This window comes from Caballeronia glebae, assembly GCF_001545035.1.
GTDB classification, from domain to species: Bacteria; Pseudomonadota; Gammaproteobacteria; order Burkholderiales; family Burkholderiaceae; genus Caballeronia; species Caballeronia glebae.
In genome coordinates this window covers 37,445-52,895 of sequence record NZ_FCOJ02000053.1, presented here as the reverse complement: position 1 = coordinate 52,895, position 15,451 = coordinate 37,445, and the positions used below count along the sequence as shown (strand labels likewise).

Sequence of the window (15,451 nt, the reverse complement as noted above, 5' to 3'; positions counted from 1 at the left end):
CCGCCGCAAGCAACAGCGCGACAGCGCAAACGAAGGCGCCGGACCTCGAAGGCAGCGTCGATCAGATCCTCGATTCGGCGGGCTTCATCGTGTCCGGAAAGATCGTCAATCTCTACGCGATCCGGGGAGAAGACGGCCGCCCCGCCCGCGCGATGCAACGTTATTTGCAGAGCGAAGGAAACATGGTCCGGTGCTTCGCGCACGACGAGGCCTATCAATGCTTCGCCAACGGACACGACATCGCCGTGCACGCGGTTCGCCTCGGCTGGGCGCGCACGCGGCAAGGCGCACCGCCGCAATACGCCGCCGCCGAAGACGAGGCGCGGCGCGCGCGCGTCGGCGTCTGGAGCAAATAGCCGCCATCGGCCATCACGGGTTGTAAGCAGGAGACATGCGATGAACAGGTATCTGTGCGCAGCGGCTTGCGCGAGCGTGGCGACGCTGATCGCGACCGGATGCGCCGACAACGGATCGGGATCGGGTTCGAGCGGCATGAACAAGACGACGTCGGGCGCGCTGCTCGGCGCCGGCGCGGGCGCCGCGCTCGGAGGCCTTTTCGGTCATGGAAGCGCTGGCGCGATCGTCGCAGGCGGACTGGCTGGCGGTCTGCTCGGCGGTGTCATCGGCCATCAAATGGATGAGCGGGATCGAGAGGCGCGCGACCGGGCGCTCCAGGAGGCGTTGCAAAGCTCGAAGAACAGCCAGCCGAAACGTTGGCACAACGCCAAGACCGGCAACTCGGGCACCATCAAACCGCTGAACGGCTACACGACATCGGCGAATGCGCAGACATGCAGGGATTTCACCGAGTCCTATGTCAAGGAAGGACAGACCTATGAGCAGACCGCGCATGCATGCCGCAATTCCAAAGGCGAGTGGCAGTTGGCGGATAAATGATCCGCTTGCAATGCGTCCGGGTGGGCATGTGCGGCGCTCGTCGCTCCTCTGCACGATCGTCGCGGCGGGCATGCTCGCGGGAGAGACCGCTGCGGGCGCGCGCGACGGAACCGATGTCGAGCGTTCGGCGCGTCTGCTTCGAAGCGGCACGGGGTTCTTCGTCACGCAGGCGGGCGAACTGCTCACGAGCGGCCATACCGTGCGCGGCTGCCAGCGCGTCGAAGTTTGGCCTGACGAAAATTCGCGGCTTACCGCGTCGCTGGAGGCGATCGACGCGCGCCTGGATGTCGCGCTGCTCGCGACGCATCGGCGCGTGAGCAGGATTGCCGTTCTGAGGCTTGGACCGATTGCGCGACACGACCCGGTGTTCACCATCGGCTACGGTCTCACGACGTCGACGCCGTTGCAGCCGGTCGTCACACGCGGCCGCGTGAACGGAACGACCGACGCGACGGCGCGTTCGCTTCTGGTCATGCAGGCGATGCTTTACGAAGGCAACAGCGGCGGCCCGGTCCTCGATGAACGCGGGCTTCTGCTCGGCATGGTCGTGGGCCGCTACGTGAACAGGCCCGATCTGAGCGTCGCGGTCCGCGCGAGCGAGCTGGCGCGTTTTCTCGGCGCGCGAGCCGCGACGTCGCGAAGTTCGGCGGACCGCTCGCCCAGCGAAGGCCCGCGACAGACGTTGCGGGACATATCGGCATTCGTTCAGTGCGCCGACTAGCGTGGCAGCGGACCCGCCCGGTCCATGCGATACCTAAGAAAGCGTTCGCTCGTTGAAGCGCCTCGGCGCGTTCGGTCCACGACATCCATGACCACCGATACGCAGTTAAGTTTTCCGCGCGTGCCGCGTTCGATTTCGGTGCTAGTTTCCGGCCATCGGAATAAGCGCAGGTCCGTGCCCTTCTGCGGCTTCGAACTGCGTCTCGCGTTCCGCACGCTGGACAAGGTGCTGGAGAAATTCGCGCGGATTCCTGAGGAGGCGGCGCAGGCCGACGAGATTTTTCCACGCGCGCTGTACTCTGACGATCCGGTGACGATACGCGTCGTGACGGGACAGGCCGATCACGTCGACCGGTACGCGATCCGGAGGGCTGGCAAACATCGCTTGCCTTTCGATCTGATCGTGCCGGGCGAGGTGCAGGCGACGTGCGCGCGCGAGCCGAAGCATTCGGTCGCATTCGGATGCCCGCAATCGGTGCTGGAAAAAGACAACGCGCCGTTCGCCACGCGCGACGAATTCGCGCTCAGCTACGCCGATATTCTGGTCGCGGTCTGGGACGGCAACACGCCTCTCGGCGCACCGGGCGGCGTGGTGTGGCTGATTCAGCGCGCCGTGGCGATGGGCTTGCCCGTGTTGTGGATCGATCTGGATGGAGCCGTCCACAAGATAGCCGATCATCGCGTCACCGAGCTATGGCTGCATCGGTTGAAGCGGCCGACACTGGAGCACGGCCTGCTCGAAGGCCTGTTCGAGACGCACAACATCGAGACCGGCGTGCTGATCGATTCGCTGCGGCGGCGGCTGAATCCCCTCGGCGATCGCTTCGTCTCGGCCAGCCTGCAAAGTGACATCCTGGGCTCGTACGCCGCGGAAAAGCGCGCTTCGCCGTGGATCGAACGTCGTGTGGGCTGGTTCGAGCAGTTCATGACAGCGGTATTTCGCGCGCGACCCTGCGACTTCCTGAATAGCGTATCGAAGCTCCTGGCGGGCAAGCGTATATGCAAGTCGCGGTACGAGACACACGAAGCTCCGGTTCCGGGACTGCTTAAAGCGCGGTTCGAATGGAGCGACGCCCGGGCGAACATCGCGGGCCGCAAACATGGCAGCGGTACCTGGCTGCTGTATATGCTGTCATCCGCGGCGGTGTTCGCATCGGCCGCCGGACTGATCCAGTTCGACCTGAGCTGGCACTTCTGGCTTAACAAGTCCGCCGGGCACTGGCCGGCGCGCTGGCCGTGGGTCGAGCTCGCGCTCATCATCCTTATCGTCTACTCGGTCGTGCGCGCGGGCATGCAGCATTGGCACCGCCTCTGGCTTGGGCATCGTTTCGTGGCCGAGCAGATCCGGTATCTGCGGCTGCTCGAATCGTTCCTCGCCGTTCCCGCGCCGTTCACGGAACCGCTCTTCGCGTACCAGCAAGGTCGATACCGGTTGCGCAGCGCGGAACTGTGGCTCTTGCAACGGTCGCTGAGCGCAGGTGGACTCCCGCCGCTATACGGCGACTACCGGCTTGCGTCGCAAACCGTGCCGGAGCTGGGCAGCAAGCTCAAAGAAGCTGTCGAAGAACAGTTTGGTTTTCACGAAAAGAAGCATAAGCATGCCCATGCAATGCATAAGCGCATGGACAATCTTTCCATTGTCCTGTTCTTTCTCGCCGGCGTTTCCACGGCCCTTCATATCTTTGCCGAACACTGGGCCGATTCGATCTCCGCCTCCGACAATCGTTTGCAGCTCCTGCTGGCGGAAGGCGTACTCTGGTTGCCCCTGTTCAGCGCATCGTTTCCCGCGCTGGGCGCGGCATTGCACGGCGTGATGACCAAGCTGGAGTTCGGGCGCATCGCGGAGCAATCGAACAAGGTGCATGCGCAACTCGAAACGCTGCTCAGTGTGGTCCGTTTCGCCATGACGAAACCGGAAGCGACCGGTTGGCAGCCGATCACCGATCTGCGCGACGACGCCAAGGACATCGCCAAGCTGCTCGCCGATGAAAACGTACAGTGGCGGGATCTGATCAAATATCAAAGGACGGAGCTTCCATGAGCGACGAGCTTTCGATGCCGGACCTCGCTCGCAATCCGGACGCATGCCGGGTGATGAAGCGCCCCGTGCCTGTGGCCGTGCGATTCGCGGACAGCGACGGAACCTGCGAGACGCTCGAAGGGCCGGTGCGCTTTCGCGCGGGCGATGCGATCGTTACCGGCACCTTGAACGAACAGTGGCCGGTCGCCCGGGACCGTTTCGACGAGACCTATGAGCGCGTGACCGAAGGCATCTACCGCAAGCGGCCGGTCGTGGCTTATGCCCTTCGCCTGAAGTCGCCGGTAAGCGTGCGTGTCGGCGCTCAGCGCGATGTGCTCGAAGGTCAGCCGGGCGACTGGCTGATCCAGTATGACGAGGGTGAGTACGGCGTCGTGGACCCGGAAGTCTTCGCGCGTGTCTATAAGCGAGCGGACGAGCCGGGGGAACCCGACGCGGCGGCGAAGTAGCGGTTTCGCGCGATCACGTCGAACTGCTCTTTCGGATCGCTCGACAGATGACCGAAGCTCACCTGCCGCTCCAACTCCTTCGCCCGGAATGCCACGAGCGTCGCGTTGTAATTTAGCGGCCTCGCGGATAGACCGTTAGTTGCATCAACGGCATTGCCCCGCAGCGACGGACGCAACGGGTAGCGTAATTTGCGACAATCTTTTATTGCGCCTGCCATCTATCATCGAAATAAAGCTACATCGCAACATGGTTCGATCCGACTCCTCCTCCGCTTCATCTTCGTCCTCGTCCGCCGATGCGCGGCCCGGGGAACCCGCCAAGCCCGATCAGAATTCGAAGCCCGCAAACGGCAAGCGCAGCGGACCGCTACGCGGTCTGTTCGCGCTGCGTCATTCGCGCGATGGCATTGCCGCCACGTGGCGCGAGGAGAGCGCGTTTCGTCAGGAGGTTTGCGTCGCGGTTGTGCTGCTGCCGCTCGCGTTCGTCGTGCCCGCGAGCGCCGCCGAGCACGTGCTGCTCGCGGCCTCGGTGCTGCTCGTGCTGCTCGTCGAGTTGATCAATTCGAGCATCGAAGCGGCGATCGACCGCATCTCGCTCGAACGCCACGAGCTCTCCGGACGCGCGAAAGATTGCGGCAGCGCGGCAGTCACGGTGGCTATCGTCATCGGCGCGCTGACCTGGGCCGTGATCTGCGGGCCGCTCGCGTGGAACTGGCTGCGCGCGCATTTCTGAGGTTGCGGCATGCCTCAGGGCATCCGCTCGACCCATTGACTGCGCCAGGCGGGGGCTTCGAATGCTTCGGAAAAGTACTGAGTCTCGTGAACGACCTTTCCGTCACGAAACTCCATGATGCTCACCGTATAAGCGGCGCGTCCCTCATACGTGATCGTGTATTCCGTGATCCAGAGATTGCCCTCTCCTTGCATTCGCCGGACTTCGAACCCGGATGGCTTGCCCGGATGGCGGCTGCGCAATGTCTGCAAGTTGAATCGTCCGCGGATTCGCTCGTTCGATTGGGGATAGTCGCAGATAACATCGTCATCGTAGATGTCGTGCTCGGCATCGAGGTCTCCGCTCGCCGATGCGCGCCAGTGAGCGTCCAGTGATTCACGTATCTGCTGTTCATTCATGGCGCGCCCTCCGAAAAGCACTCAGTATCCGACCGCCCGCGACATCGGCGGCGTGCGAGTCGATCCTACCCGCCCTTTCGCGACGGCCACGTATTCTCGAAGACACATTCCTCACTGGAACGGCGCGCAGCCCAACGCTCGGTTTCGAGCATCGGGGCATCGTAATAGCGTTCCACGTGCCCTATGCAAAGAATCGCGACCGGGCGTGCGCCGGAGGGCATGTCGAGAAGCGCGGCAACCTCCACGGGATCGAACAGCGAGACCCAACCCATGCCCAGTCCCTCGGCACGCGCCGCGAGCCACATGTTCTGTATCGCGCAGGCCACCGAAGCGAGGTCCATCTCGGGAAGCGTGCGGCGTCCAAAGACATGGTGCTCGCGGCCGTCCATCAACGCCATCACCAGCGCCTCGGCGCACTCACGCAAACCCTCCACCTTGAGCCGCATGAACGAATCGCGTCGCTCGCCGAGGGCATCGGCGGTCAGCAAACGCTCGCGCTCGACCGCATCCCGCAAGCGCGCGCGAAGATGCGCACACGTAATGCGCACGATGCGCCACGGCTGCATGAAGCCGACGCTCGGCGCGTGAAGCGCGGCGTCGATGAGGCGCTGCATGACATGCGGCGAAACCGGATCGCCCAGGAAGTGGCGCATGTCGCGACGCTCGTGAATGGCGCGATAGACGGCTTCTCGATCCGCCTCGTTAAAAGCTTTTTCCATGTATTCGCCAGAGGCTCGACTTTCAGACTGACGATGATATCGGCGCAGCGTCGATTTGCGCATCTTCACAGCTACAATCGACGTCAGCGAACGGCTGAATGAGGCTAGCCATGCATCGTCCCTTCACCCCGAAAGCGCGGAAACGAACGGCCGGACTTCTTCAGGCTGCCTTGTCCGCCGTGCTCTCGTTGTCGCCGCTCTCCGTTCTTGCCCAGAACGACAATCCGGGTGTCGGCTTTTCGACCTTGGAAGCCGGTGCGTCGCTGCCGGCGGGATGGAAGAATCTGCCGGTCGTGAAGGGCAAGGCGATCACGCGCTACACGCTGGTTCAGGACGGCCACACCACCGTGCTCCAGGCCGACGCGAACCGCTCCGCTTCCGCACTGATGCACGACGGCGATATCGATCTGAATCAAACGCCAGTCGTGACCTGGCGCTGGAAAGCGGAAGGCCCGATCGAAGGCGCCGACAATCGCGCCAGCTCGAAGGAAGATGCGCCCGCACGACTCGTGTTCGTCTTCGACGGCGACAAAAGCAAGCTGTCGCTCCTCGACCGGACCAGCATGGCAGTCGCGAAGAGCGTGGGTGGCCAGGACCTGCCCTATGCGACGCTGATGTACATCTGGTCCACCTCGGCCGCGCCGGGCAGCGTCATCCCCAACCCGCACACGGAACGTGTACAGATGATCGTCGTCTCGGGTCAGCCGGGCGATGCCGGTCAGTGGCAAAGTCTGCGCCGCAACATCGTGCAGGACTATGAGAAGGTCTTTCACGAAGCGCCGGGGCGGATTACCGGCTATGGCCTGCTGACCGATACCGACAATACCGCGACCACGACTCGCGCCTGGTACGGAGATATCCGCTTCCTCGCGCATTGAACCCGCGCTACTCCGTCGTCACTAAAAAAATGGCGCCGCAGACATTCAGCCTGGGGCGCCATTGCGTGACGCTACGACGAAACAGCCCGCCGTAGCCCGACAGCACGCTTACATCTGCACGGTGTCGGCCACTTCCTTGAAGTCTTCGATCTGATCGAAGTTCATGTACTGATAGATCTTGTCGCCGTCGGCGCTGAGCACGCCCATGTCGGCCATGTACTCTTCCTTGGTCGGGATCTTGCCCAGACGCGAGCAGATCGCCGCCAGTTCCGCCGAGCCGAGGTACACGTTCGTGTTCTTGCCCAGACGGTTCGGGAAGTTGCGGGTCGACGTCGACATGACCGTCGCGCCTTCGCGCACCTGCGCCTGATTGCCCATGCATAACGAGCAGCCCGGCATTTCGGTACGTGCGCCGGCCGTGCCGAAGACGCCGTAGTGGCCTTCCTCGGTCAGTTGCTTCTGGTCCATCTTGGTCGGCGGCGCGACCCACAGCTTGACGGGGATGTCGCGCTTGCCTTCCAGCAGTTTCGACGCGGCGCGGAAGTGACCGATGTTGGTCATGCACGAGCCGATGAACACTTCGTCGATCTTCGCGCCGGCCACGTCCGACAGCGTCTTCACGTCGTCCGGATCGTTCGGGCAGGCCACGATCGGCTCGTGAATGTCGGCCAGATCGATTTCGATGACGGCCGCGTACTCGGCGTCGGCGTCCGGTTGCAGCAGTTGCGGGTCGGCGAGCCAGGCTTCCATCGCCTTGATGCGGCGCTGCAGGCTGCGCGGGTCTTGATAGCCCTGAGCGATCATCCACTTCAGCAGCGTGACGTTGCTGTTGAGGTATTCGATGATCGGTTCCTTGTTCAGGTGGACCGTGCAACCGGCGGCCGAACGCTCGGCGGACGCATCCGACAATTCGAACGCTTGCTCGACCTTCAGATCGGGCAGGCCTTCGATTTCGAGAATGCGGCCGGAGAAGATGTTCTTCTTGCCTTGCTTGGCGACCGTCAGCGTGCCTGCCTTGATGGCGTACAGCGGGATAGCGTTGACGAGATCGCGCAGCGTGACGCCCGGCTGCATCTTGCCCTTGAAGCGCACGAGCACCGATTCCGGCATGTCAAGCGGCATCGTGCCGGTGGCGGCCGCGAACGCGACCAGACCCGAACCTGCCGGGAAACTGATGCCGATCGGGAAGCGCGTGTGCGAGTCGCCGCCGGTGCCGACGGTGTCGGGCAGCAGCATGCGGTTCAGCCACGAGTGGATCACGCCGTCGCCCGGGCGCAGCGCGATGCCGCCACGGTTGCTGATGAAGTTCGGCAACGTTTGGTGCGTCTTTACGTCCACGGGCTTCGGATAAGCCGCCGTGTGGCAGAACGACTGCATGACGAGATCGGCCGAGAAGCCGAGGCACGCCAGGTCTTTCAGTTCGTCGCGGGTCATCGGGCCGGTGGTGTCTTGCGAGCCGACCGAAGTCATCTTCGGTTCGCAGTACGTGCCGGGGCGCACGCCCTGCTGTTTGCCATTCACTTCCGGCAGACCGCATGCACGGCCGACCATTTTCTGCGCGAGCGAGAAACCCTTGCCGCTGTCGGCCGGTTGCGTCGGCAGGCGGAACAGCGTCGACGGAGCCAGGCCCAACGCTTCACGCGCCTTGCTGGTCAGCCCGCGGCCGATGATCAGCGGAATGCGGCCGCCGGCGCGCACTTCGTCGAACAGCACGTCGGACTTGACCTGGAACTCGGCGATCACTTCGCCGTTCTTCAGCGCACGGCCTTCGTAAGGGCGCAGTTCGACCACGTCGCCCATTTCCATCTGCGACACGTCGAGTTCGATCGGCAGCGCGCCGGCGTCTTCCATCGTGTTGTAGAAGATCGGGGCGATCTTGCCGCCCAGACACACGCCGCCGAAGCGCTTGTTCGGGATGAAGGGAATGTCTTCGCCCGTGAACCACAGCACCGAGTTGGTGGCGGACTTGCGCGAGGAGCCGGTGCCGACCACGTCGCCCACGTAGGCGACCAGATGGCCCTTTTCCTTCAGCGATTCGATGAACTTGACCGGACCGCGCTTGCCGTCTTCTTCCGGCGTGATGCCGGGACGCGCGTTCTTCAGCATCGCCAGCGCGTGCAGCGGGATGTCCGGGCGCGTGGTGGCGTCGGGAGCGGGCGAGAGGTCGTCGGTATTGGTTTCGCCCGTCACCTTGAAGACGGTGACGGTCAGGCTTTGCGGCACTTCCGGACGGCTCGTGAACCATTCGGCGTCGGCCCAGCTCTGGATCACGGCGCGTGCGTTGGCGTTGCCCTTGTCGGCGAGTTCCTTGACGTCATGGAACTGGTCGAACATCAGCAGGGTTTTCTTCAGCGCGTTCGCGGCCACGGTGCCCACTTCGGCGTCGGACAGCAACTCGATCAGCGGATGGATGTTGTAGCCGCCCAGCATCGTGCCGAGCAACTCGGTGGCGTGGGCGCGCGAGATCAGCGCGCAGGCGGTCTCGCCCTTGGCCACGGCGGCGAGGAAGCCCGCCTTGACGCGAGCGGCTTCGTCCACGCCGGCCGGCACGCGATGGGTGATCAGATCGAGCAGAGCCTGCTCTTCGCCTGCGGGCGGGTTCGTCAGCAGTTCGACCAGTTCGGCGGTCTGCTGAGCCGTGAGTGGCAGGGGAGGAATGCCGAGCGCGGCGCGCGCGGCTACGTGAGCACGAAAGTTTTCGAGCATAGGGGACCGTTGCCTTTGCGTTACAGGGGAAGGCTTTGCAAACAAGCCGGGTATGTTCTGGGCACTGCGTTGCCCGCTATTCTAATTGCGACGCTGCGATGCGTCAAACGTCTTATGTCTTATGTCTTATATAAGAGTCACGCGATTGCGCGGGGGCGGCAGTGCTAGGTCCGGCAGGTTCATCCGGCGCGGCACAGCCTTCGCAACTGCCGCCACGCCGGCGCGTGGGTGTCGAACAAAGGGGTGCCGGGATTCATCAGCGTGAGATATTGAGCCGCTGCGAGCCGATGCTTTTGCAGACCGTTCTTCAATACCTCTACGCACCATTCACGCGAAAGACGCCGGCCGAGGAAATAGCGCTCATCCTCGTGAAAGGCGTGGCGATTGTTCGTCCACCAGAGCGCACATTTGGCCGGATCGGGCCACGGCAGATCGTTATCGACAAGGCTGCTTACACGCGGGTCGTCGGGATCGTCATTCGGCGACGCCTGGCGCGGACGCGATCCCTCCGCCACGAGACCTTGCGTGAACAGATCGGCCCCCGTGATAAGGCGCAACGATTCGCCGCTTGCCTGTGCGAACCGAGGCGTCTTCATCAGTTCCAGCAGCCATTCGATGTAGCGGATATCGCCGGACACGCCAGCCGCATGCACCAGAACGGATGTCGCCTCGCGCCCGCTTCCGGCGATACGTCGAAGCTGCGCGCGATTGGCCTCCATCGACGAGGCCCGCAGCGCGACTTCGAACATGTCTTCCTGCAAAAGTCCCGGCGAAGCGGCCATGCCGACGAGCGCGTCGAGCGCCTTGCCGCGATCGCCGAGCATCACGGCACACCATGCAGGCCACGCGCGTTCGCGTTCTCCGGACGTAGCCAGTTCGCTCAGGCAACGGCTCAGCACGTCCACCCGGCCCAGCTCGCCGGCGACGCGAAATGCGACGCTATTGCCCTCGCGCTGAAGCGAATCGGTCAACGCCCGCCCGGGATCGACCTGATGTCGCGCGCAGATCGAAAGCGCCAACTCGCGGCGCGGCGCGGAGTCATGCGCGAGAAGATCGCGAACCAGACCCTTGAGATGCAGCGGCGACACCCAGCCGAACGCGCGGGCCAGAGCCGCGATGCCGTCGGGCGTTGCTTCAGCGAAGGCGAAACATCGGCGCAACCGTTCGTCGTCGCCCGATTCGATGGCGAGAACATAAGCGGCGAACTCGCCTTCGCGATCCCACGCGCCGAATCGCTGTTGCGCGGCGTTCCATCCCGCCGGCCCGGCGATCGCGAGCGCGTCCAGATGCGCGTCGATGCGCTCGTCGATGCGCGACAATCCATCGAGCCCGATCCGATATCCGCCGACGTTCCACGCGCGCGTGCGTCGCAACGAGCCGACGTCATCGACGTGCCGTTCGACAATCGTCCGGATGACGCGACTCGACGGCGCGACCGTCTCCGGCACGGATCGCGAGCGAAACGGCGGAACCCGCGCCGATGGCGCGTTGCGGATCAAGGCCGCGCCCCGCAAGCCCGCCTCGGACGATCCTTCGCAACAGTAGACGGGACCTTCCGCGTATCCCTTCGCCATGGCGTTCGCGGCGACCACGAGAGAGAGCGGCCCGGCCGCGCAGCCCGCATCGCCCACGTATGCGGCGGGCAACAGAACGGGCAGCCGTTCGCGTCGCGTGCGATAGAAGCGCGTCGCCGCGAGACACGACTCCCACGCGCGATACCGTTCGCCATTCATGTCGGACACGCGCGCGACGACGCACGATTCGGGCACGCCCGCGGCCGCGACCGCGCGTTGCAGCGACGCACGCAGACCGTCGCCGGACGATTCGTCGTCGCCCAGAACGGTGTTCGCTTCTTCGACGCATCCCCAGCCGATGAGATGCGCGACGGCGGGCCGGGCGTCCGCCGCGCGGGCCAGCGCGATGCAGGCGCTGCCTTCGCCGGGAACCAGGCCCTGCGGATTGTCGTCGTCGTGCAAGCGGCCCTGACGGTCCAGGCGTTCGATGTCGCCGTCATTGAGCAGCGAGTCGACGCCGCATACCAGACACGTCTCCATGCCCTCGGCGAGCATCGCGGCGGCGGCGCTCAATGCGTCGAACGCGGCGGCGTGTCCCTGATGAAATAACCGCGTCATCCCGAAGCGATGTCCGAGCCGCGACTGCACGCTCAAGAGCAGGTCTGACGGACTGGACGCCTGAAACGCGGGATGCTCCCGATGCGGCTCGGGCACGCACAGAAGCAGCGCGGTCGTGCGCGGCCTCGCGTGCAACCCGGAAAGACTTTCGCGGATCGCGCGATCCGCGAGATTGACGAGCCATTCGAACTCCGAGCCTCGCAGACTCGCCCGCGCGGGCACGCGAGCGCCATGCAGCGCGGTCAGCGGCGCCTGACGCGGCACGACCTTCGCCATGCCGGAAAGACCCGCGCGGATCGAAGCACAGGTCTGCGCGGCGCTCAGTCCGACGGGCGTCACGGCCGCGATACCGATGATGGCGAGCGCTTGCGATTCGTTCATGGGTTCGCGCCTCAAGCCGTGCGAGTCCGGAACACGATGATGTCGTGAAGCAGGCCGCGTTTGCGGCTCATCTTCTGAAGGTTCTTCCAGATCATGACGACCCGCCTGTGCTCCGGTTCGATGAGGACGGTATCGAGGCGCAGCGGTTGTGCGTCGTGACCGGCATCGAAGCGGTATCGCGTGGAGAGGCGCACGTCCGGCAGATCGAAATGCCACGCGCCGTCCTCGGTCATGTTGACGAGCGCGATTCTTTCGCCGCCGGGCAAGTCGGGAAACTGCTGATCGTGAGGCGCGGCCTGATAGTGACGTGCATCGAAGTCGTCCGGCAGCAGCGGCCATTTGCGATCGAGCCACGCGGCATCGAACGTTCCGGCGTAGGCGAGACGCGGCTGCCAGCCGCGCGCGATTGAGCCTGTTCCCGCCACGCGCACGGTGTCCGAAGGGCGCGTCATGCGGCTGTCGGCATATTCGATGTTCGGCAGTTCCGTGCGGATGGCCGGATCGGCGGAACGGCACGTGCGATAACCCACGCCGACCGGATTCTCCGGACAGCACGAACTTTGATCCGCGCCGCCGAAGGCGCGTTCGAAGACGACCGGCATGGCTATGAACGGCTGCGGCGCGGACGGCGTCCTTCCTCCCGCGCCGATGGTCCACGTGCGGTCGCCGCACGCGATCAGGTGCTTGCGCATGCGGCCGACGGCGATGCCGAAATGCACCGTCGATGCCGCCGCGCCACGCGGCGCATGCACGTTGCCCCGGACGATCACATCGACGCAAGGCTTCATCAGCCCGAGTTGCGATTCGACTTGCACGCTTGAGTGACGCGGATCGCCGAAGTATGCATCGGCTAGCGCGATGGGCTGCTGCACCTCCGCGACCTTCAGCGACGTTCCCGAAGACGCCTCGAATGTCGCACTCACGACGGTCAGTACGACGTCGTTGCCGGCGAGATCGGCGAGCACGAATTTATCGGCGACGAACGGCGTCGGATTATGAACGATGGCCGCGCAGGACATGGTCGAATGCGCTCAGATCCACTGCCCGTCTTTCGAAAGTCCCATCGGCCAGTACGGCTGACTCGCGACGACCTCCGCGCACAGCGTTTCCCGGCGCTCGATCAGCCACGCCAGCAAAAGCACGGGCGGATCGAGCCAGTCCGCCTTGTCGAGCGTCCGGTTGATCGCGTCGCACGCGAGCCAGAACTGGCGGATCACGCCGATGAAACGCATGTCGGCGGCGGGCCCGGCGGCATCTTCGAAGAGCAGCGCTTCGCGCGCCTTGTCCTTGCTGCCGAGCCGGTGCGTTTCCTCTTTCATCGCCTCGGACCATTCCTGCCAAGTGATCGACACGACCGGCTTGAGCGCCGTCAGATAGCGTTCGAAAAGATCGCGATGCAGCGCGACGCCCGATTGCCTCGCCGACGATCCCGCCAGACGCGCGCGGCCAACCGCGATCAGATCGTCGGGCGCTTCGAGCAAGCGCCGCGTGGTCTGTTCGAAGCGTTCCTGCGAAAGAATGCGAAGTGCCATGACGCGCTCCTCAGATGAGCCGGTCGTGCTCGTCGACACCGACGGGCCAGTAGACGATCCAGGTCACCGCGTCCGCGAGATCTTCCTGATCGCCATGCAGGGCGTCGATGAGCAGCACGGACGGTTCGACCACATCCATGTCGGTGAATGCGGTTTCCTCGTCGTCGCCGGTCGTGTCGGGTTCGACGTCGTCCTCGCCCCAGTCCGTGTCTTGCGCGGCGGGCGCTTCCACTTGCGCTTCGGCGGCCGACGCTTCGCTCGCCTCGTTCATCGCTTCGAGCAGCAAGTGATACTTGTGACAGACGCCGAGCACATACGGGTGCGTGTAATAGCCGAAGGGCCATCGATGTTCGAGATCGAAGTCGCTTTCCTGCGTAGCCGCGTTTTCACGCTCGCGCGCCTCCAGCGCCTCCCACCACGCGCGCGCGGCGGCGAGCGCACCGCGCAATTCGGCGGTGTATCGATTGAATAGGATATCTAACTTGTTCATCGGCTCATCCCGCGAACACGGATCACTTGACGAAGAGGACGATCTTTTTCATGACCGCCGTGATGCTCCCCGCTTTGAACCTGCGGCCGAATCCTTTCTGCGGATTCTTTCGCCTTGAATGCATGTGACATTGCGGCCTCACCGCGCCGTTGGATCGCGCCCATTTCTTGAACTTCTGCGGATCGTTGCAGCCGCCCTGATACCACGCGATGATGAGCGGCGGCTGATGATCCGCCGTGACGCCAAAGTTATTGCAGCGCTTTCTGCCGATCCTGACCCAGCATCGCTTGCTCTTGACATGCGCGGTCTGCTTGTCCGTCGGCCCATAACCTTTGCGCCGATAGCGGCGCGCGCATTTCGAGCGCTTCCTGAATTTCTTCTTGAACTTCACGAGCGCGGCTTTATCCAGCGCGCCGACGGGTTTCGATCCGGCGTTCTGGCCCATCATGTCGCCATGACGGCACACGCCCTTGCCCTCGAACTTGACCGTCATCGACCACAATTCGAAATAGGCCTTGCCGGACGTCTTGTGCGTCACGACATTGCCGCCCTGCGTGCCGGCTTCGTTGCCCGTGCTCGTCGATACTTCCGAGTGATCTTCCAGCGCCGTTGGCTCGCCGTCCGCCTTGACGGTTTCGCTGCCCTTCTGCAGGTCCGACGCCGACGCGAGATTGACGTACGGAACCGGCAGCGGACCGCCCGGCGGCGGCGGCGGCGTGAGGCAGACATCGCCGGGCGCGACGCCCTTGCCGCCGCTGCCGCGATGAAACAGGCCCATGCCTTCGGCGTAGACGGTGACGGCCATCGTCGTGCGTCAGTTGATTTCGACCGAGCCGCCCGTCAGTCGATTGACTCCCGTCGAGCTAGACGAAACATACTCGCCCTGAAGCAGCACCTTGCCCGCGGCCGTGAGCGTGATGCTCGCCGCGCCGCATCGCAGCGTGATCCGGCTGCGCGCCGAAATGATCAGACGCTCGCCGTCGCAGATCGCCTCGAAACCGCGTCTCGCCGCGCGCGCTTGGGCATCGTCGAATGCTTCGTCGCGCACGCAGCCCAAAATGACCGGACGGCCCGCGAGCCCGAGTTCGAACGACAACGCGACTTGCCGGCCGACATGCGCGTCGTGGAGATCGACGATGGTCGATGCTTCCACGGCATCCGCGCCGAGCGCGCCATGCTTCCAGCTCACGAGCGGATGCCCTTCGCGAAAGCCGATCAGACAACCCATGATCACCGTGGCGTTTGCCGACGCCGTGACGGGCGAAGCATCCGTGCAAGGCGAGTCGATCGCGGGCTGCGTGGCTGACATGAGCGCTCCCTGTCCTGTTGATCTGAACGCGAGTGCGGCGTGCGCGCCGCCGCCTCTCCCGCGCTTAAA

At 64.2% G+C, this 15,451-nt stretch carries 16 protein-coding genes; 7 read left to right on the top strand and 9 right to left on the bottom strand.

Going from position 1 to position 15,451, the window contains the following annotated elements:
* The 6 genes from AWB82_RS37755 to AWB82_RS28125 all read left to right on the top strand — a co-directional run.
* The coding region (locus AWB82_RS37755; RefSeq protein WP_159462635.1) for a hypothetical protein at positions 1–356 on the top strand (356 nt) is incomplete at its 5' end.
* Between the two features lie 76 nt (positions 357–432).
* Positions 433–897 (top strand): RT0821/Lpp0805 family surface protein, encoded by a 465-nt coding sequence (locus tag AWB82_RS28150; RefSeq protein WP_159462634.1) that lies wholly within the window; start codon positions 433–435, stop codon positions 895–897.
* Between the two features lie 10 nt (positions 898–907).
* On the top strand, positions 908–1,618 hold the full coding sequence (locus tag AWB82_RS28145; RefSeq protein ID WP_159462633.1) for a S1 family peptidase: 711 nt from the start codon (positions 908–910) through the stop codon (positions 1,616–1,618).
* Between the two features lie 87 nt (positions 1,619–1,705).
* Positions 1,706–3,658 carry a hypothetical protein gene (locus AWB82_RS28140; RefSeq protein ID WP_086972608.1) on the top strand — a complete coding sequence of 651 codons (1,953 nt, stop codon included), beginning with the start codon at positions 1,706–1,708 and terminating at the stop codon, positions 3,656–3,658.
* Positions 3,655–4,104, top strand: coding sequence for a PGDYG domain-containing protein (locus AWB82_RS28135; RefSeq protein ID WP_086972607.1), 450 nt, complete (start codon positions 3,655–3,657; stop codon positions 4,102–4,104). The genes AWB82_RS28140 and AWB82_RS28135 overlap by 4 nt, the downstream gene beginning before the upstream one ends.
* 247 nt (positions 4,105–4,351) lie before the next feature.
* On the top strand, positions 4,352–4,837 hold the full coding sequence (locus AWB82_RS28125) for a diacylglycerol kinase (RefSeq protein ID WP_086972605.1): 486 nt from the start codon (positions 4,352–4,354) through the stop codon (positions 4,835–4,837).
* Positions 4,838–4,851: 14 nt separating this feature from the next.
* Here AWB82_RS28125 and AWB82_RS28120 read toward each other — a convergent pair whose 3' ends face one another.
* Together AWB82_RS28120 and bluB are read right to left on the bottom strand one after the other, a co-directional pair.
* On the bottom strand, positions 4,852–5,235 hold the full coding sequence (locus AWB82_RS28120; RefSeq protein WP_086972604.1) for a nuclear transport factor 2 family protein: 384 nt from the start codon (positions 5,233–5,235) through the stop codon (positions 4,852–4,854).
* 65 nt (positions 5,236–5,300) lie between these two features.
* The gene (bluB, locus tag AWB82_RS28115) at positions 5,301–5,954 is read right to left on the bottom strand and encodes a 5,6-dimethylbenzimidazole synthase (protein ID WP_086972603.1); all 654 of its coding nucleotides are present in this window, start codon (positions 5,952–5,954) and stop codon (positions 5,301–5,303) included.
* A gap of 110 nt (positions 5,955–6,064) precedes the next feature.
* Here bluB and AWB82_RS28110 point away from each other — a divergent pair, with 110 nt between their 5' ends.
* The gene (locus AWB82_RS28110; RefSeq protein WP_086972602.1) at positions 6,065–6,832 is read left to right on the top strand and encodes a DUF3047 domain-containing protein; all 768 of its coding nucleotides are present in this window, start codon (positions 6,065–6,067) and stop codon (positions 6,830–6,832) included.
* Between the two features lie 108 nt (positions 6,833–6,940).
* On the opposite strand, the gene acnB is transcribed toward AWB82_RS28110, so the two are convergent.
* The 7 genes from acnB to AWB82_RS28075 all read right to left on the bottom strand — a co-directional run bounded on the left by acnB (position 6,941) and on the right by AWB82_RS28075 (position 15,382).
* Entirely contained in the window at positions 6,941–9,538 is a 2,598-nt protein-coding gene (gene acnB, locus AWB82_RS28105; RefSeq protein WP_086972601.1) for a bifunctional aconitate hydratase 2/2-methylisocitrate dehydratase, read from the bottom strand.
* A 179-nt stretch (positions 9,539–9,717) separates the two neighbouring features.
* On the bottom strand, positions 9,718–12,051 hold the full coding sequence (locus AWB82_RS28100) for a TIGR02270 family protein (RefSeq protein ID WP_086972600.1): 2,334 nt from the start codon (positions 12,049–12,051) through the stop codon (positions 9,718–9,720).
* 11 nt (positions 12,052–12,062) lie between these two features.
* A complete protein-coding gene (locus AWB82_RS28095) occupies positions 12,063–13,070 on the bottom strand; it encodes a DUF2169 family type VI secretion system accessory protein (protein WP_086972599.1) in 1,008 nt (335 codons plus the stop codon).
* Between the two features lie 12 nt (positions 13,071–13,082).
* Positions 13,083–13,583 carry a hypothetical protein gene (locus tag AWB82_RS28090; protein WP_086972598.1) on the bottom strand — a complete coding sequence of 167 codons (501 nt, stop codon included), beginning with the start codon at positions 13,581–13,583 and terminating at the stop codon, positions 13,083–13,085.
* Positions 13,584–13,593: 10 nt separating this feature from the next.
* Positions 13,594–14,073 (bottom strand): hypothetical protein, encoded by a 480-nt coding sequence (locus AWB82_RS28085; RefSeq protein ID WP_086972597.1) that lies wholly within the window; start codon positions 14,071–14,073, stop codon positions 13,594–13,596.
* A 22-nt stretch (positions 14,074–14,095) separates the two neighbouring features.
* Positions 14,096–14,878: a DUF4150 domain-containing protein gene (locus AWB82_RS28080; protein ID WP_086972596.1), complete on the bottom strand. Its 783-nt coding sequence runs from the start codon at positions 14,876–14,878 to the stop codon at positions 14,096–14,098.
* A 9-nt stretch (positions 14,879–14,887) separates the two neighbouring features.
* Positions 14,888–15,382, bottom strand: a complete 495-nt coding sequence (locus AWB82_RS28075; RefSeq protein ID WP_086972595.1) for a DUF6484 domain-containing protein — start codon at positions 15,380–15,382, stop codon at positions 14,888–14,890.
* Positions 15,383–15,451 lie beyond the last annotated feature (69 nt).